The 19,970-nt window shown below is 74.7% G+C and carries 13 protein-coding genes; 3 read left to right on the top strand and 10 right to left on the bottom strand.

Going from position 1 to position 19,970, the window contains the following annotated elements; genetic code table 11:
- Positions 1–781: 781 nt before the first annotated feature.
- Genes HGA03_RS15600 through HGA03_RS15590 form a run of 3 tightly spaced genes read right to left on the bottom strand, consistent with a single transcriptional unit; the run spans position 782 to position 5,338 of the window.
- Positions 782–1,723, bottom strand: a complete 942-nt coding sequence (locus HGA03_RS15600; protein WP_168631213.1) for a tetratricopeptide repeat protein — start codon at positions 1,721–1,723, stop codon at positions 782–784.
- Positions 1,724–1,757: 34 nt separating this feature from the next.
- Entirely contained in the window at positions 1,758–2,753 is a 996-nt protein-coding gene (locus HGA03_RS15595) for a DUF8094 domain-containing protein (RefSeq protein WP_168631212.1), read from the bottom strand.
- The gene (locus HGA03_RS15590; protein ID WP_168631211.1) at positions 2,750–5,338 is read right to left on the bottom strand and encodes a hypothetical protein; all 2,589 of its coding nucleotides are present in this window, start codon (positions 5,336–5,338) and stop codon (positions 2,750–2,752) included. Before HGA03_RS15590 ends, HGA03_RS15595 begins: the two co-directional genes overlap by 4 nt.
- Positions 5,339–5,583: 245 nt before the next feature.
- Here HGA03_RS15590 and HGA03_RS15585 point away from each other — a divergent pair, with 245 nt between their 5' ends.
- Positions 5,584–7,983, top strand: coding sequence for a hypothetical protein (locus tag HGA03_RS15585; protein ID WP_168631210.1), 2,400 nt, complete (start codon positions 5,584–5,586; stop codon positions 7,981–7,983).
- Complete coding sequence (locus HGA03_RS15580) at positions 7,980–8,402, top strand: hypothetical protein (RefSeq protein WP_168631209.1); 423 nt, start codon at positions 7,980–7,982, stop codon at positions 8,400–8,402. Before HGA03_RS15585 ends, HGA03_RS15580 begins: the two co-directional genes overlap by 4 nt.
- Before the next feature lie 11 nt (positions 8,403–8,413).
- On the opposite strand, the gene HGA03_RS15575 is transcribed toward HGA03_RS15580, so the two are convergent.
- The 4 genes from HGA03_RS15575 to HGA03_RS15560 form a co-directional block, all read right to left on the bottom strand.
- Positions 8,414–9,178: an alpha/beta fold hydrolase gene (locus HGA03_RS15575; RefSeq protein WP_168631208.1), complete on the bottom strand. Its 765-nt coding sequence runs from the start codon at positions 9,176–9,178 to the stop codon at positions 8,414–8,416.
- Positions 9,175–9,954, bottom strand: coding sequence for an alpha/beta hydrolase (locus HGA03_RS15570; RefSeq protein WP_168631207.1), 780 nt, complete (start codon positions 9,952–9,954; stop codon positions 9,175–9,177). The genes HGA03_RS15575 and HGA03_RS15570 overlap by 4 nt, the downstream gene beginning before the upstream one ends.
- Before the next feature lie 40 nt (positions 9,955–9,994).
- The gene (locus HGA03_RS15565) at positions 9,995–10,303 is read right to left on the bottom strand and encodes a hypothetical protein (RefSeq protein WP_168631206.1); all 309 of its coding nucleotides are present in this window, start codon (positions 10,301–10,303) and stop codon (positions 9,995–9,997) included.
- Between the two features lie 82 nt (positions 10,304–10,385).
- A complete protein-coding gene (locus HGA03_RS15560) occupies positions 10,386–11,840 on the bottom strand; it encodes a GH1 family beta-glucosidase (RefSeq protein WP_168631205.1) in 1,455 nt (484 codons plus the stop codon).
- A gap of 239 nt (positions 11,841–12,079) precedes the next feature.
- Between HGA03_RS15560 and HGA03_RS15555 the strand changes: the two genes are divergently transcribed.
- Positions 12,080–13,084, top strand: coding sequence for a LacI family DNA-binding transcriptional regulator (locus HGA03_RS15555; protein ID WP_168631204.1), 1,005 nt, complete (start codon positions 12,080–12,082; stop codon positions 13,082–13,084).
- Between the two features lie 98 nt (positions 13,085–13,182).
- On the opposite strand, the gene yicI is transcribed toward HGA03_RS15555, so the two are convergent.
- From yicI to HGA03_RS15540, 3 genes are all read right to left on the bottom strand, one after another.
- Positions 13,183–15,426 (bottom strand): alpha-xylosidase, encoded by a 2,244-nt coding sequence (yicI, locus tag HGA03_RS15550; protein ID WP_168631203.1) that lies wholly within the window; start codon positions 15,424–15,426, stop codon positions 13,183–13,185.
- Positions 15,423–17,480 (bottom strand): beta-galactosidase, encoded by a 2,058-nt coding sequence (locus HGA03_RS15545; RefSeq protein WP_168631202.1) that lies wholly within the window; start codon positions 17,478–17,480, stop codon positions 15,423–15,425. Before HGA03_RS15545 ends, yicI begins: the two co-directional genes overlap by 4 nt.
- 135 nt (positions 17,481–17,615) lie before the next feature.
- Positions 17,616–19,970, bottom strand: coding sequence for a glycosyl hydrolase family 95 catalytic domain-containing protein (locus HGA03_RS15540; RefSeq protein ID WP_168631201.1), 2,355 nt, complete (start codon positions 19,968–19,970; stop codon positions 17,616–17,618).

Genomic DNA, 19,970 nt, shown 5'->3' with positions numbered 1-19,970 from the left:
GCAACCGACACACAAAGTGGCACCCCACACTCACATGCAAGGCACCGTTCAGATTCGGCTAATCGAACACGACCCGGACGGGGTCCAGATCGCATCCAGTCAACCAAAGACTTCAACACCCCTCACCAGCCCCCGAATAGGAACCAGATCACGACGTCGAGCCATTTGGCATCAACTACTTAGGCACACTGTTGAGTTCTCAAAGAACAGACGCGCATCCTTCATTCGCTCTCTCGAGCGTCCGACCGGAGGCAACCGTTCAAACTTAGCGGATCCGTTCCTGCCGGTCAAGTCCGTCGGACTCTTCCTTCTGGCCGGATCCTCCTCGGCAGGACCGTGGTCCGGGCACGAGGCTCCGGAGTGGGTTCTTCCGAGGGGGTGGCCACCCGGGGGACCAGCCACCGGGTTGATCCTCGGTGTCCGTTCCTCCCTGCCGGGCGACATCGAGAACATTACGCAGCGGCTGGAGCGGACGTCAACTCGGTCCAGGGTGACGGCGGCCACACAACCGCAGGTCAGGGGCGCGTGGCCCGTGATTCCGGGCGGGATCGGCGGTTCGGGCGCTTGGACGGCGGTGCGGACGCCCGCGGTTCGCTCGCTCGACCCCGAGCCGGAGCAGCGAGCCGGGTCCGCACCCGGGTGCCGGGTGCCGGGTGCCGGGTGCCGGGTGCCGGGTGCCGGGTGCCGGGTGCCGGGTGCCGGGTGCCGGGGACGACGATGCCCCACACCCTCGGTCGGTGAGGGTGTGGGGCATCGGGTCGGGTCAGCGCATCGGGCCGGGTCAGTACAGCGCGCTCGCCAACGCGCGACGGGCGGCCTGCACCCGGGGGTCCTCGGATCCGACCACCTCGAACAGGTCGACCAGTCGCACCCGGATCCGCTCCCGGTCGGGCCCGAAGGTGACCCGGATCGTGTCGATCAGGCGGGCGAAAGCGTCCTCGATCTGGCCGCCGAGCACGTCCATGTCGGCCACCGCGAGCTGGGCGTCGACGTCGCCGGGGTTGTCGGCAGCGGCGGCACGCACGGCGGCGAGGTCCGCACCCCGGGTCCGGGTGAGCAGTCCCACCTGTGCCAGGCCGGCCCGGGCCAGGTCGTCGCGCGGATTCTCCCGCAGTGCCTGCTCGTAGGCGGCGGTCGCCGCGGGCAGATCGTCGGCCTCGATCGCGTCGTAGGCGGCCTGGTGCAGCGGGGGCAGCGGCGGCTCCTCCACCGGGGCCGGAGCCTCGGGCGTCTCCCCACCGCCCGGGACCGTGCCGGTGATGCCGTTCGCCTCGGCGGCCTGGAGCACCTGGTCCAGCACATCCTTGATCTGTGCTCGCTCGGGGGCGCCCTGGAACAGGGGCAGCGGCTGTCCGGCGAGCACCGCGACCACGGTCGGCACCGACTGACTCTGGAAGGCGGCCGCCACCTGGGGGTTGGCCTCGGCGTCGATCCGCGCCAGCTGCAGCCGACCGCCGTACTCCCCCACCAGCGTGCCCAGCTCGGTCGCCAGCCCGACGCTGGCCTCGCTCCACGACGCCCAGAGCAGGACGATCACCGGGTGACCGGTCGAGGACTGGACCAGCGCCGGGAAGCCCTCGGTGTCGACGTCGACCACGAACGGACCCGGGGCCGGCAGCCCGCCGGGCGCCCCAGGGGGCGGTGTCGCCGGGCGCGCCAGGCTCGACAGGTCCACGGCACCCCGCATGTTGAGCCGGGGTTCGCCGGCCGGGTTCTGGGTCATGCTGCTCTCGCTCCTGCTCTGCTGGATGGTGCGGTCACTCGCCGGTGACGGCGGTCCTGGCATGTTCGGCGGCGAGCACCTGGATCCCGGCGTCGCTGCCCGCGGGCGGGACATAGAAGACGACGACGTCGGTCCAGGTGCGCACCAGGTTCTGGCTCACGCTCTCCTTGCCGGTGAGCGCCTTGTCCAACGGGTCGGTCAGGGTCACGGTGCCCTGGCTGATCGCGGCCGTGGTGACCGTGGTCATCTGGCCCACCACGATCGCCCCGCCGTCGGCGGTGCCGAGCGCGCTGACCGAACCAGCCTCCGGCGCCACCGTCTCGCTCACGGTCGCCACCGCCTGGAGCCCCTGCACGGTCTGGGCCCGCACCGCCTCGATCGCGCTCCGGAAGAAGCTGGTGCCGAAGGTCGCGGCATAGGGCGAGGCGTCACCGTTGGTCAGGACGTCGGCGTACTGCGCCAGCACGTCCTCGGGTGGGAGCACCAGGCTGGTGTCGTCGGCGGACAGCTGCGGGCTGCCCGTCGCCGGAGCCGCGGTGGCCGGCATCTGCACGCCCTCGCCGAGCCGCGCCCAGCCCCAGAGCTTGTACTCCTCGCGGGGGCCGTTCTGGATCAGCACCAGCAGCAGCGGGGCCTGCAGGTCGGCGGGCTGTTCGGTGACGACGATCTGGGTGCGCGGCCAACTCGTGGTGTCCGGGGTGATCGTCACCTGCGCTTCGGTCGGGATGGTCACCGGTGCCCGTTCCCCGCCGGTCGCCTGGGCCCGGACGTACTCCGCGGAACGGATCGCCAGTGCGGGGCCGGTGACCCGTGGGTCGAGCTGGTTCGCGTCCAGTGCGGCATCACCGGTCGCCAACACCTCCTCGACCTGGTCGAGGACCCGGGCCGACTGGGTGGCGTCCAGCACCGGCGGGGCCTGGGCGGGCACCGGCTCGGGCTGCGGCTCCGGCACCGGGTTCGCGCAACCCGCCAGCCCGATCACGGCGGCGAGGGCCAGGGCGAGTGCGCCCCGCGTGCGGCGGGCGTTCATCGGTCCTCCTCCCGCTCGGGGTGGTCGTTGTCGGTCTGCTCCCCCTGGGCGTCCGCGGGGAAGCCCCACATCCGCCGCCAGGAGTCGGCGCGCTGCGTGCTGGACAGGCTCTCGTCCTCCTCGTCCACGCCGGGCACCGCCGGGGCGGAGTCGTCGTCGATCGGTGCGGCCGGGGCCGTGGGGGCCGCCGGTGCCGGCCGCTCGGGTGCGGTCGTGGGCGCTTCGGTGTCACGTCCACGGCGCCACGGCATCCGCGAGGCGAGCCCGCGCCGGGATGCGGCGGGGGCGGCGTCCGGTGCGGCGGCGGCCGGGTCCCCGCCGGTGGTGGTGGCCGGAGCCGAGTCGGTGCTGGTGGCCGGGGCCGAGTCGGCGTTCGGGGCCGGAGCGGGGGTGGGCGTCGTCGTTCCCGGCGCCGGCGTCGCATCGGCCGGCCGCCACGGAGCGCCCGGGGACGCGGAGCCGACACGGCCGCCCTGGGTGGACGGGGCACCGGCAGCGGTCGGGCCGCCAGGCGCAACGCCGGGGACCGCGGGACCTGAGCCGGTCGGGGTGACCGGTGCGGTCGTGCCGCCGGGGCCGGTGGGGGTGCCGGCTGCGGGGCGGCCGGTGGACGGCTCGGGAGGCGCAGGGTGACCCGCGTCGGGGGCTCCCGGGCCGGGGTGGCCGGCCGGAGCGCCGGTGCCGGGCGTCGCACCCGTCACTCGCGGTGCGCCCGGCGTGGCCGGGTCGGCGGGGCGAGGGCCGGTACCGCCGGGGGCGGTGGCCGGAGCTGTGCCGGGCGTACCAGGGTCGCTGCTGCGGGCCGGCAGCGGCGCGCCGGGGCGTCCCGGGGCCGGGCTGGACGACGGAGCCGAGGAGCCGGGGGTGGCGTCACCACGGGGGGTCGGGGCGGAGCCGCCCGGTGTCGCGCCGACACCGGTCGTCGGAGCAGGTGTGCCCGCAGTGGCGTCGCCGCCGGGGGTCCGCGCGGAGCCGCCGGTGGTCCCACCCGCGCCGGTGGTCGGTGCCGGTGTGCCTGGCGCAACGCCGCCACGGGTGGTCGGTGTGGTCGGTCGCCAGCTGACGGCGTCGGGGCCGGCCGAGGCGGGCTCGGCGGTCGTCCCCGCCGGATCGGCGGGAGTGCCGGGCCGGGCCGGCGAGGTGTCGCGGGCGGCATCGTCGGATGCCGAGGTGCGATCGGCACGGGAACGCCCGCGGCCGAACAGCGAGCGCCAACCGGTCGCGGCGGGGGCTGCGTCGGTGGCGTCCGCCGCGTCCGCGTCGGAGGGCCGAGGCTGGCCGGTGGGGGTCGTCGCGTCGCCGCCCGGCTTGTCCGGGGAGGAGGCGACGGGGATCGCGGTACCGGGGGCCGGGGTGGAGCCGGTTCCTGCGGAAGGTGCTCCGGTGGTCCGGGGGGCACCGGCACTCGGGGATGAACCCATGCCCGCCGGGCCGGTCGACGCGGATCGCGGGGCGGGACCGCCAGCCGGGATGGCACCGCCGGTCGCGGTGGCACCGCCAGTCGGGGCGGCACCGGCAGTCGGGGCGGCACCGGCAGTCGGGGCGGCACCGGAGCTCCGGGGGGCGCCGGCACTCGGGGCAGCACCGGCAGTCGAGCCGGCGGCAGTCGAGGCGGCGGCGGTCGAGCCGGCACCGCCAGTCGCGGTCGGACCGGTCAGGGTGGGGATCGTGCCGGTGACGACCGGGATCGCACCGGTGGCGCCGCGGCGTCCACGACGCGAAGCGGCGGCGGCCTCGGCCTCGCGGATCTGCCGGCGGGTCATCGGCTGGCCGGTGGCCGGGTCGATCAGCGGGACGGTGCCGGTGGTGGTCGGGACGGGGGCGGTGCCCTCGCCGGTCTGCGGGGTGACGACGGCGATCATGCCGGTGCTGACGTCGTGCCAGTCGGCGCCGGAGGCGGAGCGGCGGATCCGGATCGCCAGGATCGCGGCGATCGCCAGCAGCAGGACGCCGACGGCCACGCCGGGCCACAGCCAGGGAGTGGTGACCTCCTGGGGCCAGGAGAGCTCGAGGGTGGGGGCGGTGTCGCCGAGGCTGACCGCGAGCAGCGACCAGCGGCCGGAGTCCGGGGCGCTCCACTCGAGCGAGGCCGAGCCGTCGCCGGTGACCTCGGTGACCCACATGTCCGAGCCCGCGGGGTCGGCGGCGGTGCCGGTCGCATCGGCGGCGGCATCCGCGGAGGCGGACGGGCTGGGCTCAGCGGTCGCCTGCTCGCCGGCGTCGGCGGAGGCCGAGGCAGAGGCGGTGGGCTCGGGCTGCGACGACTCACCGGTGCTCAGCGCGAGCTCGTGCCAGTCGGCGAGGCCGGTGACCAACTCGTGCGGGTCGGTGCCCACCCAGGCGAGCACGTCGGTGTCGCGGCCGACGGCCAGGACGACCGGGGAGCCCTCGGCGCGGACGGTGACGGTGACCGGGTCACCGGCGACCTCCAGGACACCCGGTTCGGTGACCAGGGTCTGGGTGTCGGCGGTCGCCGTGGCCACCAGGGGGTCGTCCGCTCGCCAGGCGGTCGCCGAGGCGATCCCCAGAGCCGCGGCGGCGAGGCCCAGCAGCCCGAGCAGGGCCGCGATGAGTCGCTGAAGCACGCATGTTCCTTCCTGACGTGACGAACCAGGATAGGCAGTCGGGCAGGCATCCGGACACTTCGGGGCCCACGGCCGGCCGTCCTGGTGGACGTGAACCGGTCGTCTGCGGGCCCGAGTCGGGTCTGCCCCTGCCGGAGGTCGGCTCCCGGCGGATACCCTGAACGCGGATGCCGGCCGTGGCCGCCGCCGTGTGTCCCTCCCGTTCGACGGGAGTCCCGCCGCTGCCATTCCCAGGAGGACCTTCCGTGCCAGAGGACCGCATGCTGTTCCCGGTCGTCAACTTCCGCGGTTACGACCGCGAGCAGGTCGACAGCCGGATGAGCGAGCTCGAACACGCACTCGGCGAGGCCCGCTCGCAGGTCGCGTCCCTGGACGAGCGGGTGCTGCAGATCTCCGGGGAGCTCTCCGAGGCGCACCGGCAGCTCCGCGAGGCCGAGCGCCCCACCTACTCCGGGCTGGGCTCCCGGATCGAGATGCTGCTGCGCTCGGCCGAGGAGCAGTCCTCGGATGTGGTCCAGCAGGCGAACGCCCAGGCCTCCGACGCCCTGGCCCGCGCCCGGCTGTCGGCCGGCCAGCTGCGGGCCCGGGCCGAGAACGAGGTCGCCGAGCTGCTGGCCACCGCCAAGCGCGAGGCCACCGAGGAGCGCACCACGGCGCACGCGGAGGCGGAGAGCGTGCTCACCGCGGCCCAGCGCCGGGCGGAGGAGCTGGTGGGCTCCGCCGAGCGGGAGGCGTCCCGGATCCAGACCGCCCAGGCCACCGAGGCCAGCGAGCGCAAGGCCAGCCTGGAGCGGGAGCTCGGCACCCTGCGCGCGACCGTGGAGCGGGAGACCACCGAGCTGCGGATCAGCACCGAGCAGGCCGCCGAGCAGCTGCGGAGCACCACCGAGTCGGAGGCCGCCGCGCTGCGGGCCGCCGCCGAGCACTACGACCAGGACCTGCGCCAGCGGGCCGACGCCGAGACCTCCGCCCAGCGCCAGCAGGCCGAGGCGGAGACCTCCGCGCTACGCCAGCAGACCGCCGCCGAGGTGGCCACACTGCGCACCGAGACCGAGCGCTGGGCCGCCGACCTGCGGTCCTCGGTCGCCGCCGAGGTCGCCGAACTGCGCCAGACCACCGGCGAGGAGGTCAACCGGCTCCGCGCGGAGGCCGCGGCCTACGCCGACCAGGTGCGGTCGGCGGCCGAGCGTGCCGCCACCGAGCTGCAGCAGCGGGTGGCCGCCGAGACCGCGGCGGTGCGGGCGGAGGCGGACCAGTACTCCGGCTTCGTGCGGGCCACCGCCGACCGGGAGACCGCCGAGCTGCGCGCACAGGTCACCGAGGAGATCGCCGCCACCCGCCAGCAGGCGGAGCAGGAGCTGAGCACCGTCCGCGCGGAGGCCGAGCAGTACGTCGCCGAGCTGCGGGCCACCGCCGAGCGGGAGACCACCGAGCTGCGCGAGCGCACCGATCACGAGACCGGCATCCAGCGCGCGCAGGCCGAGCAGTACGCGACGGAGCTGCGGGCCACCGCCGAGCGCGAGACCACCGAGCTGCGCGAGGCGACCCAGCGCGCGGCGGACGAGCTGCGGGACACCACCCGGCGCGAGACCGACGAGCTGCGTGAGCAGACCCGGTTGCAGGTCGACCGGCAGCTCACCGAGGCCGGCCGTCAGGTCGAGGAGCTGTCCGGGCAGGCCCGGGCCGAGGCCGAGTCGCTGCAGCAGCAGGCCCGCCAGGCGCTGGCGGACGCCGAGCTGGCGATCGTCACCCAGCGCGAGCAGGCCGAGCGCGCCGACGCCGAGCGGCACGCGGTCGCCCGGGCCGAGACCGAGAAGCTGGTCGCCGACGCCGAGGCGCATGCCGCGGCCGCCGAGCAGCGGGTGGCCAAGGCGCTGGAGCAGGCGGAGAAGGTGCGCCTGGACTCGCAGAACCAGGCGAAGGAGCTGCTGGCCAACGCCCGGCAGAACGCCGACCGGGTGGTCGCCGAGGCCCGCGAGCACGCCGAGAAGACCCTGTCGGAGTCGATGAGCGAGGCCGAGCGCGAGCGGACCACCGCCCAGCGCCAGGTCGAGGACCTCAACCGCCAGCGCGAGTCGATCACGACCTACCTGGACGAGCTGCGCAACCTGCTTGGCGCCGACCCGGTGCCGAACCGGCAGACGCTGGAGCGCGCGGACCGGGCGCAGGCCAAGTTCGAGCGGGAGGCCACCGCGCCCGCGGCGGCCAAGTCGGCCAAGTCGCCCGCCAAGGCGAAGGCTCGCCCGGCACCGGTGTCGGCCGCCGGGCCGAAGCCCACCGGCGAGGCCACTGCGGCCACCGGCACGGAGGCCGCGGCCCCCGAGTCCGAGACGCCGGCGAGCGAGGCTGGTGCGGCGGGTCAGAAGGATGGGTCGCAGAGCCAGGAGGCCGCCGCGCCGAGTCAGGACGCCGGGTCGCCGGCCGGTGAGCCGGGCAGCGACGCCGGGTCCGCCGGGCACAACGGGGCTCAGGACGCCGACTCCGCCAACGCGGTCGCCGGCCAGGACGCCCCCGACCAGGCCGCCGGGGAGAACACCGCGGCGGCCGAGGACGCGCCGACCGGTGACGCCCAGCCCGACGCCGATGCCGCGACCGAGCCCGCAAAGGCAGACGCCGCGACCGAGCAGCCGGCCGAGCAGAAGTGACCGGGTCCGCGGCCGCCGACTGGCGGGATCAGCGCCGGGAGGCGGCCGCGGCGCACGAGGCCGCGTTGCTGGCGCGGCAGCGGGCCGAGTCGGCGAAGGCCCGGCAGCTGATCCAGGAGTTCCTGGTGCGGGCCCGTGAGCGCGGGATCGCCCCGGAGCCGCTGCGGGCGCAGGGCTATGGCGGTCGCGGCTCGTTCCGGACCGGCATCGAGGGCTGGTACCTGCGCCGGGACCGGACCGTGGCGGTGGGCAGCGACGGGGAGTTCTACGTGCTGACCGTGCCCGGGTCGCTGGCGGCGCGGTGGCGTGGCGTCGAGCTGACCCCGCAGGACCCGCCGCTGGTGATCGGCGCCGGGGGCAAGGACGGCGAGTCGCTGGACCTGCCGATCGCGCTGGCCCGGGTGCTCGGCGAGGAGTAGACCGGCCCGGCTCAGACCCGGGCGATCAGGGCGTTCAGCGCGTCGGCGACGGCGGGGGGCTGCTCGACGGCGGTGAGATGACCCGCCGCGGGGACCACCACCGGCTCGATGCCGAGCTCCCCGGCCATCGCGGCGGCCTGCTCCGGCGGGGTCGGTCCGTCCTCCGCGCCGACCAGGACCAGCACCGGGGCGGACCAGCCCCGCAGCACCGCGGTCCGGTCCGGGCGGCCGGCCATCGCGCGCTGGGACCAGGCGATCCCGGCCGGGGACTGGGCGTCGATCCACTCGGCCAGCTGTTCGACCAGCTCGGGCCGGGTGTGGCGGGTGGTCTCACCCAGCAGGGCATCGGCCATCGGGCGGACCGGGTCGACCGTGCCGCCCTGCTCGGCCTGGTCGGCGATCCGGCGGCGGTTCGCGGCGGCCTCGTCGGTGTCGGCGACCGCCTTGGTGTCGAGCAGGCCGAGGGCGCGCACCAGCTCGGGTCGCCGCTCGGCGAGGGCCAGTGCCACGTAGCCGCCCATCGACAGCCCGGCGATCACCGCGGGGCCGGGCAGCACGGCGGCGACCGCATCGGCGGCGGCCTCGATCGAGGGCTCCGCGTCCGGCAGCGGCGCGGTGCCCATCCCGGGCAGGTCGACCGCGAGCACCGGGGTACCGGCGGTGATCAGCGGCGCGACCGCCGTCCACATCCGGGAGTCGACCGGGAACGCGTGCAGCAGCACCAGCGGGGTGCGGCCGTCGTCGCCGGGACGCAGGGTGTGCAGATCGACGCTCATCGGTCCTCCTCGGTGGCCGGGGCGGCCTGCTCGGCGGGGCCGTCCCAGGTGGTGGGCAGCGGCAACGGGAACCCGGGCCGGACGTGGCCGACGATCTCGTCCAGCACCCGGCGGACGTAGCCCTCCCCCACCCACAGGTGCTTGGCGCCCTCGACGGCGATCACCTCCGCCTGGTGCACCCGGGCGAACCGGCGGCGGGCCTCCTCGGGGCGCAGGAAGTCGTCGTGCTCGGGGACCAGGGCGACCAGCGGCCGGCCGTCGGCGTCCCAGGCGTCCAGGTCGTCGTCGGTGGCGCGGTGCAACGGCGGCGAGAGCAGCACGGCCCCCTCGATCAGCGGGTCCAGGCCGTGCATCAGGGTGAGCTCGGTGCCGAAGGACCAGCCGACCAGCCACGGGTGCGGCAGGTCGTGGAACTCGGCGAACTCGATCGCGGCGTGCACGTCGAAGCGCTCGGAGCGGCCCTCGTCGAAGCTGCCCTCGCTGGTGCCGCGCGGGCTGCTGGTGCCCCGGGTGTTGAACCGCAGCACCGCGAGGTCGGCCAGCGCCGGCAGCCGCCAGGACGCCTTGCGCAGCACGTGGGAGTCCATGTAGCCGCCGTGGGTGGGCAGCGGGTGCAGGGTGACCAGGGTCGCGGCGGGGGTGCGCGGGGTGCCGTCGGCGTCGACCGGGAGTGCCAGCTCGCCGACCAGGGTCAGGCCGTCGGCGGTGTGCAGCTCGATGTCCTCCCGGTGGGCGGGCAGGACGGTCAGGGATCGGATCGGGGTCTGGGTGCTCATCGGGTCCGAGCGTAGTTCGCCCGGCGGCGCGATGACCTGCTCAGCGGGTGGGCCGGCGACGCAGCCGGGCCTGCCAGCAGGAGGTGTGCCAGTGCCGCCGGTTCTCCAGCGCGGCGGTCTCGCCCAGGATGCTGTCCGCCTGCCAGGCGACCACGTGCGGGGTGCCGGTGGCGATCAGCTGGTCGCAGCCCGGGCAGCGGAAGGTGCGGTCGGAGCCGCGGACCTGCTGGGTGGTCCACTCGCCGTCCGGACCGGATTCCCAGCGTCGGATGCCGCCGAGCCGGTCCCGGTCGAGCGGCACGTGCTCGGCGCCGTAGGGGCGCTTGCCGGAGCGACGGGAACGGGGCACGGGTCCATCCTCTCCGATCTCAGACGGTGCCCGCGCGCCGCCCGCCCGGTCGATGCTGCGGGGCGGGCGGCGCGGGGGTGGGTCAGCCCAGGTCGGCGGCGGTCTCGGCCGGGGCGATGGTGCGGGTGCGGATCAGGTCGGCGTACCAGTACGCCGAGTCCTTCCAGATCCGCTCCAGGGTGTCGTAGTCGACCCGGACGATGCCGAACCGGCGGTCGTAGCCGTAGGCCCACTCGAAGTTGTCGAACAGCGACCAGACGAAGTAGCCGCGCACGTCGGCACCCCGGTCCATCGCCTCCCCGACCGCGTCGATGTGGTCGTGCAGGTAGCTGACCCGGTCCAGGTCGTGCACCCGGCCGTCGCCGGAGACCTGGTCGGCGAAGGCGGCGCCGTTCTCGGTGATCGCCAGCGGCAGGTCCGGGTAGCGCTGGTGCAGCGAGACCAGCAGGTCGACCAGGCCCTGCGGCTCCTGGTTCCAGCCCATCGCGGTGTGCGGGCCCGGCTGCGGCAGCCACTCCACGTCCTCGGCGCCGATCCAGGTGCTGACCTTCGACGACTTGTGACCGTCGACGCCCGGGCTGCCGTCGCCGACCTGCGGCTCGCCCTGCAGCCGGCGCACCCGGCCGGTGGAGTAGTAGTTGACGCCGAGCAGGCTGAGCGGCTGGTGGATCAACTCCAGGTCACCGTCCTGGACGAAGGACCAGTCGGAGATGGCGGCGGTCTGGGCGGCGATCTCGGCCGGGTAGTGGCCCTCCAGGATCGGCTGCAGGAAGACCTCGTTGGCGATCAGGTCGATCTTCCGCCGGGCGGCCAGATCCTCCTCGGACTCGCTGTCGGCCCGGGTGACGTGCAGGTTGAGGGTGATCGAGACGGTGGTGTCCTCGCCCAGCACCTCCCGGATGGCGGTGGACGCGAGGCCGTGGGCCAGGTTGAGGTGGTGCACGGCGGCGAGCGCGGCGGCCTGGTCCTGGCGGCCCGGGGCGTGCACCCCCGAGGCGTAGCCCAGGTAGGCCGAGCACCAGGGCTCGTTCAGGGTGGTCCAGATCTCGATCTTGTCGCCCAGGACCTCGGCCATCTTCCGGGCGTAGTCGGCGAACAGGTAGGCGGTCCGGCGGTTGGCCCAGCCGCCCTCGTCCTCCAGCGGCTGCGGCAGGTCCCAGTGGTACAGCGTGACCACGGGGTTGATCCCGGCGGCGAGCAGACGGTCGACCAGGTCGGTGTAGAAGGCGATGCCCTCCTCGTTCCACTCCCCCGAACCGTCGGGCTGGACCCGCGGCCAGGAGATGGAGAACCGGTAGGCCTCCAGCCCGAGCTGCTGCATCAGGGCGACATCCTCGGGCACCCGGTGGTAGTGGTCGTCGGCGACCAGGCCGGTGTCGCCGTTCAGCACGGCGCCGGGGACGGTGGCGAAGGTGTCCCAGATCGACGGGCCGCGACCACCCTCGGCGGCGGCGCCCTCGATCTGGTAGGCGGCGGTGGCCGATCCCCACACGAAGTCGGCGGGGAACTGGCGGCCGGACGGGCGAGTGGTGCTCATGCGGGTCCTTCGGATCGGTCGGGAACCGGCCGGCGGCTGGGTGCGGGGCTGGCCCGGGCAGACGGCGGTGTCGGCGGTTGTCGAAACGATACGATACCGCGGTGGGAACGCTCCCGCGACCCCCTGTTCCGGGCGGTTCGATGGGATTTCGATGTGTTCGGGTGACCTGGGCGGCTGTGCCGCGCGATCACCGGCCTCCGCGGATCGAACCGCTTCCCCGGCCGACTAGGGTGAGCGCCATGGCGACGATCGACGATGTGGCGAAGGCGGCCGGGGTCTCGGCCTCCACCGTCAGCTACGTGCTCAGCGGCAAGCGGCCGATCTCGCCGCGGACCCGGGAGCGGGTGGAACGCACCATCCGCGACCTCGGCTACCGCCCGCACGCCGGTGCCCGCGCGCTCGCCTCCAGCCGCAGCAACGTGATCGCCCTGATGGTGCCGTTCCGGCCCGGGATCAACGTGCAGATCATCATGCAGTTCGTCGCCGGGGTGGTGTCCGCGGCCCGGGCGCACGACCACGACGTGCTGCTGCTCACCCAGGACGACAGCTCCGGGGTGGACCGGGTGGCGTCGTCCTCGATGGCGGACGCGATCATCGTGATGGACATCGAGGCCGAGGACGAGCGACTGCCCGCGCTGCGCTCGCTCAAGCAGCCCTCGGTGCTGATCGGCGTCCCCTCCGACCCCAGCGGACTGTCCTGTGTGGACCTGGACTTCACCGCGGCCGGACGGCTGGCGGTGCGCACGCTCACCGACGCCGGGCATCGCCGGCTGGCCCTGATCGGCGCCTCCCAGGAACGCTTCGACCGGCGGGCCAACTACGCGGTCCGGATGCGGGCCGGTGCCACCGAGGAGGCCGAACTGCGCGGCGCGGACTGTGCGGTCCTGCCCTGTGAGCCGAACTTCGCCGGGGGCACCGCCGCGCTGGAGCGGGTGCTGGACGAGATGCCCGGCGTCACCGGCCTGGTGGTGCACAACGAGCTCGCGCTGCCCGGGGTGATGTCGGCGCTGGAACGGCGTGGAGTCCGGGTGCCGGAGGACATCTCGGTGGTGGCGATCGGCGCCGCGGACACCGGGACCGCACTGGCCCGGGAGCTGACCGGGATCGACGTGCCCGGCGAGGACATCGGCCGGGTGGCGGTGGAGATGGTGATGGCCCAGCTCGACGGCGAGGCGCTCTCCAGCACCCGGCTCGTCTCCCCCGACGTCACCCCCCGCGGCTCGGTCGCCGCCCCCGCCGTCTGACCCCTCCCGATCCCGGCCGGGGGTGCCGAGAGTGCACGAATGCAGGCCTCCGGGCGTGGGAGGGCTGCATCCGTGCACTCTCGGCGAGTGCGACCCGGTCAGAGGGTGATCGTCGCGCGGTCGCCCTCGGCGGAGACGACCTGGTCGCCGAGCTGGAGCGACCAGGGGGCGATGGCGCCGGTGGCGACCGCCGTGACGGTGTCGCCGGAGCGGGTCACCCGGAAGCTCACCTCGCCGACCCGGGTGGTGGAGTCGTGACCGTCGGCCGGCTCGAACACCCGCAGCGTGACGCCGTCGGCGTGGTCGTAGTCCGGGCGGTCGGTGCGGGCACCCACCGGCAGCACGCTGTCCGGGCGGGCGAGCAGCGGCACGGACAGGAAGTCGTGCTGCTGGCGGTGCCAGCGCGGGCCGGTGACCGTCGAGCCGTCGATCAGGCTGGTCCAGGTGCCCTCGGGCACGTAGACGTCGACCTCCCCGTCGGCGGAGAACACCGGTGCGACCAGCAGGTTCTCGCCCAGCATGTACTGGGTGTCGACGGTGGCGGCGGCGGGGTCGGCGGGGAACTCCAGCACCATCGGGCGCATCACCGGCAGGCCCTCGGTGTGGGCGGTGCGCCCGACCCGGGACAGGTACGGCATCAGCGACAGCTTCAGCTCGGTGAACCGGCGGGTAACCTCGACGGCCTCCTGGTCGAAGGCCCACGGCACCCGGTAGGAGTCCGACCCGTGCAGCCGGGAGTGGCTGGACAGCAGGCCGAAGGCCAGCCAGCGCTTGAACACCGCCGGGTCCGGGGTGCCCTCGAAGCCGCCGATGTCGTGCGACCAGTAGCCGAAGCCGCTCATCGACAGCGACAGCCCACCGCGCAGCGACTCGGCCATCGACACGAAGGTCGACTCGCAGTCGCCGCCCCAGTGCACCGGGAACTGCTGGCCACCGGCGGTCGCGGACCGGGCGAACAGCACCGCCTCGCCCTCGCCGCGCTCGGCGACCAGCAGGTCGAAGACCGCCTTGTTGTACAGGTGCGTGTAGTAGTTGTGCATCGCCTGCGGGTCCGACCCGTCGTGCCAGACCACGTCGGTGGGGATCCGCTCGCCGAAGTCGGTCTTGAAGCAGTCGACGCCCATGTCCAGCAGCGCGCGCAGCTTGCCCTGGAACCAGGCGACCGCGTCCGGGTTGGTGAAGTCGACCAGGCCCATGCCGGCCTGCCACAGGTCCCACTGCCAGACCGAGCCGTCCGGGTTCGTGACCAGGTAGCCGAGCTCGCGGCCCTCGTCGAACAGGTAGCTGCGCTGGGCGATGTACGGGTTGATCCAGACGCAGACCTTGAGGTCGCGCTCGTGCAACCGGCGCAGCAGGCCCTCCGGGTCCGGGAAGGTCGCCGGGTCCCAGACGAAGTCGCTCCAGTGGAACTGCCGCATCCAGAAGCAGTCGAAGTGGAAGACGCTCAGCGGCAGGCCGCGCTCCGCCATCCCGTCGATGAAGGACAGCACGGTGTCCTCGTCGTAGGAGGTGGTGAAGGAGGTGGACAGCCACAGGCCGTAGGACCAGTCCGGCACCGCGGCGGGCCGACCGGTCAGCGCGGTGTAGCGGCGCAACACGTCCTTGGGGTCCGGACCGGCGATCACGTAGTAGCGCAGCCGCTGACCGGGCACGCTGAACTGGGTCCGGGACACCGCCTCGGAGCCGATCTCGAACGAGACGTGCTCCGGGTGGTCGACGAACACGCCGTAGCCCTTGTCGGACAGCAGGAACGGCACGTTCTTGTACGCCTGCTCCGAGGAGGTGCCGCCGTCGGCGTTCCAGACATCGACGGTCTGGGAGTTCTTCACGAAGGCGGTGAACCGCTCGCCCAGGCCGTAGACGTGCTCGCGGACGCCCAGGTCGAGCTGCTCGCGGACGTAGGCGGTGCCGTTGTCGTCGACCAGGGCCAGGCCGCGGGCGTCGGAGCCGGTCACCCGGCGGCCGTCGACGGCGATGTCCAGCGACCAGCCGCCCTCGGCGGCGACGGTGGCGGTGAGGTTGCCGGTGGTCAGGGTGGCCGGTCCGCCCTGCGGGGCCTCGACCTTGGCGACCGGGTGGCCGGCGCCGGTCAGCTCGAAGTGCGGCCCGCGATCCAGGGCGCCGCGGAAGTGCTCCACGGTCACGCCCAGCACGCCCTCGGCCGGCGAGTCCAGGGTGATGGTCACCAGCGGGCGGTTCAGGGTGTCGCCGCGCTTGGTCAGCTTGGCGGTGGCGGCATAGACGGTGAGCGAGCCGTCGCCCGCCACCACCTCGTCGACGCCGACCGGCCGGAGCAGGCTCACTCCGGGTCGGGTCATCCAGTAGCCGTCGGTGAACTTCATCGATCCTCCTCGATCAGGGCAACGGCGGACTCGGCAGGCAGCTCGAGGTCGCCGGTGGTGTGGGAGCCGCCGATCAGGTCGGTGGCGGGAAAGGGCAGCGCGACCGTGCGGGTCTCGGTGCCGTGGTTCAGCAGGAAGAGCACGTCGCCGCGACGGATCGCCTCGACCCCGGGCGGGACGGCGAGCGGGCCGCGCAGCCCGGCGGCGCCGGCGCACTCGCGCACGATCCGGGCGAGCGTGGCGGCGGGCGGGACGGTGGACAGGTACCAGGCCTGGCCACCGGCGGCGGTCTGGCGGCGGGTGAGCGCCGGCCGCCCGTCGAGCCCCGCACCGGCGTAGGCGGCGAGCACCTCGGCGTCGTCGGCGCGCAGCAGCTCCGACCACGTGCCGGCGGTGAATTCGCCGAAGCTGTCGCTGACCACCGGCGCCCCAGCCTCCGGCAGCGGGCGGTGCTGCTCGCCGCTGACCCCGAGCACCCCGGCCCACGGGCCGGGGAATCGGCCGGCCCGGATGTGCGCGTCCGGGTCGGCCACCGCGGAGAACGGCCCGACCAGCAGCACTCCCCCGCGCTCGGGCACCCGGGCCAGTCCCGCCGCGTCCTGGTCCGACACCAGGTACAGGCTCGGGACGACGACCAGGTCATACCGGTCCAGCTCGTCACCGGGATGCACCACGTCGACCGCGATGCCCTCCCGCCACAGCGGCTCGTAGGCGTTCAGCAGCAGCTCGACGGCGTCCATCCGGTCGCTCGGGCTGCCCGGTGCACCGGCCGCCCACCAGGAGTTCCAGTCGAAGACCAGGGCGGCCCGGGCCTCGACCCGGCTACCGGCGACCCGGCGCAGGCGGGACAGCACGGCGCCCTGCTCGACCACACTGCGGTGCAGATCGGTGTCCGGCCCGGCGTGCGGCAGCATCGCGGAGTGGAACCGCTCGGCGCCGGCCAGCGAGGCCCGCCACTGGAAGTAGCAGATCGCGTCGGCCCCGTGCGCGACCGCGCGTAGGGAGTCGACCAGCATGGTGCCGGCCGAGCGCGGCAGGTTGTGCGGGCGCCAGTTCACCGCGCTGGTCGCCTGCTCCATCAGCACCCAGGGCCGGCCGTCGCCGAGCGAGCGCATCAGGTCGTGGGTGAGGGCGGCGCGGGCGGGGCTGCGCGGGTCGGCGGGGTCGGAGTACCAGTCGTCGGCCACCACATCCAGGTCCTCGGCCCAGCTGCGGTAGTCGACCAGCGGGAAGAAGCCCATGAAGTTGGTGGTCACCGGGATACCGGGGGTCAGCTCGCGCAGCAGCGCGGCCTGCACCCGGTACAGGTCCCGCAACTGGTCGGAGGCGAACCGCCGGTAGTCCAGCTCCTGGGTGGGGTTGTGCAGATAGGGCGCGGTGCGGGGCGGGATCACCTCGGACCAGCGGCCGTGGTGCTGGGACCAGAACGCGGTGCCCCAGGCCCGGTTCAGCTCGTCCAGCGTGCCGTAGCGGTGCCGCAGCCAGCCGCGGAACGCCTCGGCGCACAGGTCGCAGTAGCAGATCTGGCCGAACTCGTTCCCGACGTGCCACATCGCCAGCGCCGGGTGGTCGCCGTAGCGCTCGGCCAGCACCCGGGTGATCCGCAGCACGTGCTCGCGGTACACCGGGGAGGTCGGGCAGAAGTGGTTGCGCGAGCCGTGGCTCATCCGGACGCCGTCGGCGTTCACCGCGGAGGTCTCCGGGTGGTCGATCGCCAGCCAGGGCGGTGCGGAGGCGGACGGGGTGGCCAGGTCCACCGCGATCCCGGCGTCGGCGAGCAGGTCCAGCACCCGATCCAGCCAGTCCAGCGACCACCGGCCGGACTGCGGTTCCAGCATCCCCCAGGAGAACACCCCGACCGTGACCAGGTTGACCCCCGCCGCGGACATCAGCGCGACGTCCTGCGGCCAGACCTCGGCCGGCCACTGCTCGGGGTTGTAGTCGCCGCCGTAGAGCAGTCCGCGCTCCTCGACCAGGGCGGTGAAGGCCGCCCGGCCGGCGGCGCGCTGCGCGGGGTCGGGGGGTGGGGCGTGGGGGTTGAGCTCAGGCTGCACCGTGCGTCATTGCCTCGGGGTCGGGGCTTCTGTGTCGAAGCGCTTCGATTACGGTAGGGCGACTCTAGCAACGGAAGGGAAACGTTGTCGAGAACCGGGGCGGAGGGCTGGCAGGGCGACGCGATTCGACGACGCTCAGCAGTCCAGCAGCACCGGCTCCCCGGCCGGCAGCACCACCCGCCACACCCGGTCGCGCCAGCGCACCTCCCGCGGGCCGGCCGAGCGTGGCGACCGGGCGGTCAGGGCGACCCGGACCGGCACGCCGTCGCGCCATTGCAGGTCCACCGCGACGCCGGGCCGGACGATCAACCCGGTCACCGCGCCGCGTCCGGCCAGCGCGGAGGGCAGCGCCGGGAACAGCCGGATCGTGCCGTCCACCTCGCCGGCCAGCAGCTCGGCCACCGCCCCGACCAGACCGAGGTTGCCGTCGATCTGGAACGGCGGATGCGCGGCGAACAGGTTGCGATACACCCCGCCGGCGTGCGGCCCCCGCGACCGGCCGTCCCAGACGGGGCGCAGCGCGAGCCCGAGCACCCGGCCGGCCCGCTCACCGTCCCCCAGCCGGGCCCACAGGGCGGCCTTCCACGCCACCGACCAGCCGGTCGAGTCGTCGCCCCGGCGGTCCAGCGTCGCCGCCACGGCCGCGTGCCGCCCGCCGGGCCCGGAACCGGGATAGGCGAACACCAGGTGCGAGACGTGCCGGTGCTGCGGCTCGGTCTCCGGGCGGGGCAGGTCCCACTCCTGGAGCGTGCCGTCCGGGGCGGTCACCGGTCCGGGCACCCGGGGCAGCGCGGCCTCCAGCTCCGCCAGCACCGGGTGCCACAGCCCCAGCCGCGCGGCCAAGCCGTGCACGGTGCCGCCCAGCTCGTGCAGCAGCGCCCGGTCCATCCCGGAACCCCGGGTCAGCGCCGCCGGCCCGTCGCCGGTGTGGAACCGGTTCTCCGGGGAGGTGGAGGGCCAGGTCGCCAGGGTGCCGTCCGGGCGTTCGGCCAGCAGGTCCAGCGCGAATTCCGCGGCACCCACCGCCACCGGCCACAACCGCCGGCACCAGGGGTCGTCCACCAGGTCGCAGCGGCGCAGCTCGTCCAGTTGGCGCACCAGCCACACCCCGCCCATCGGCCACTGCGCCCAGGAGGCGTCCCCCGCGGTCGGGGCGGTGTACGCCCAGGCGTCGGTGTTGTGGTGCGCCACCCAGCCGCGAGCGCCGTACAGCCGGCGGGCGGTGTCCGCACCCCGCTCCGCCAGCGCCTCGGCCAGGTCGAGCAGCGGCTCGGCGGTCGGGGCCAGGCCGGTCGGAGCGGCCGGCCAGTAGTTCATCTCGGTGTTGATGTTCAGGGTGTAGGCCGCGGACCACGGCGGGCGCAGGTCGTCGTTCCACAGCCCCTGGAGCCCGGCGGGCAGTCCCCCCGGACGGGAGGCGGCGATCAGCAGGTAGCGGCCGTAGTCGGTGAGCAGGGCGAGCAGGCCCGGGTCGGCGGCGAGCGGACCGCCGGGGTGGGCGGCGGCGCGCAGCACCCGGGTGTCGGTGTCGGGTGCGCCGGGGCCGGGGTCCCCCAGGTCCCCCAGGTCCCCCAGGTCCCCCAGGTCCAGGGTGAACCGGTCCATCAGCCCGCGATGGTCGGCCCGGTGCCGGTCGCGCAGCTCCGCCCAGGTGGCGTGCGCCGCGGCCGCCAGGATCGCGGTCGCCCGGTCCGCCGCCACCCCGCTGGGCGCAGCGCCGATCCGGTCGAAGGTGGTGGCGGTGACCAGCCGGAGCTCCAGCTCCCGCACCCCGGTCAGCCGTACCCCGGCGGGGGTGTCGGCACGGGTGCCGTCATGCGCCCAGGCCACCGCGAGCGCCGCGGTCAGCGGGCTCACCCCCTCCACCTGCCAGCGCAGCGGCGGTTCGCCGGGTTCGTGGCCGGGGGCGACGTCGGCCGGCAGGGTCATCCGCAGCACGGCGCCGTCCGGGAGCCGGGTCAGTGCGGGTTCGCCGAGCCGGGTGGCCAGCTCCAGGTCGACGTCGATCGGCCGGTCGGCGGTGAGCCGGTGCACCAGCACCCGGTCGACGGCGCTGACGAAGGTGGTCTGCCGCACCCCGGCAGCCAGCACCCGGTGTTCGCCGTCCCGCAGCGACAGGGCGCGCACCAGGGAGGCGCCGGGGTCCACCCCCAGCCGGAGCACCAGGTCGGCCAGCGACAGGAACGACTGCACGTAGTCCTGCTGGAGCACGGCGAGCGCGCGTTCGGCCTCGACGATCCGGCCCTGGTCCCACAGCCGGCCGGCCTCCGCCCGGGCGTGGGCCGCCTGCTCCGCGGTGACCGTCCCGCGCCGGGCGGCCGAGCCCGGGCCGCCCGACCAGGCGGTGGTGTCGTTCAGGGCCAGCCGGAGCCGGTCCGGGGCGGCCAGCACCATCGCCCCGGTCCGGCCGTTCCCGAGCGGGAGCCCGTCCAGCCAGCCTTCACTCGGCCGGCTGAACCGCAGCTCCCGCCCGGGGTGGTCGCCGGTCAT

This window comes from Cellulomonas denverensis (assembly GCF_012396125.1).
In the GTDB taxonomy this organism is placed as follows: domain Bacteria; phylum Actinomycetota; class Actinomycetes; order Actinomycetales; family Cellulomonadaceae; genus Cellulomonas; species Cellulomonas denverensis.
The sequence above is the reverse complement of the archived record's forward strand: the minus strand, read 5'-3'. Positions and strand labels throughout refer to the sequence as shown.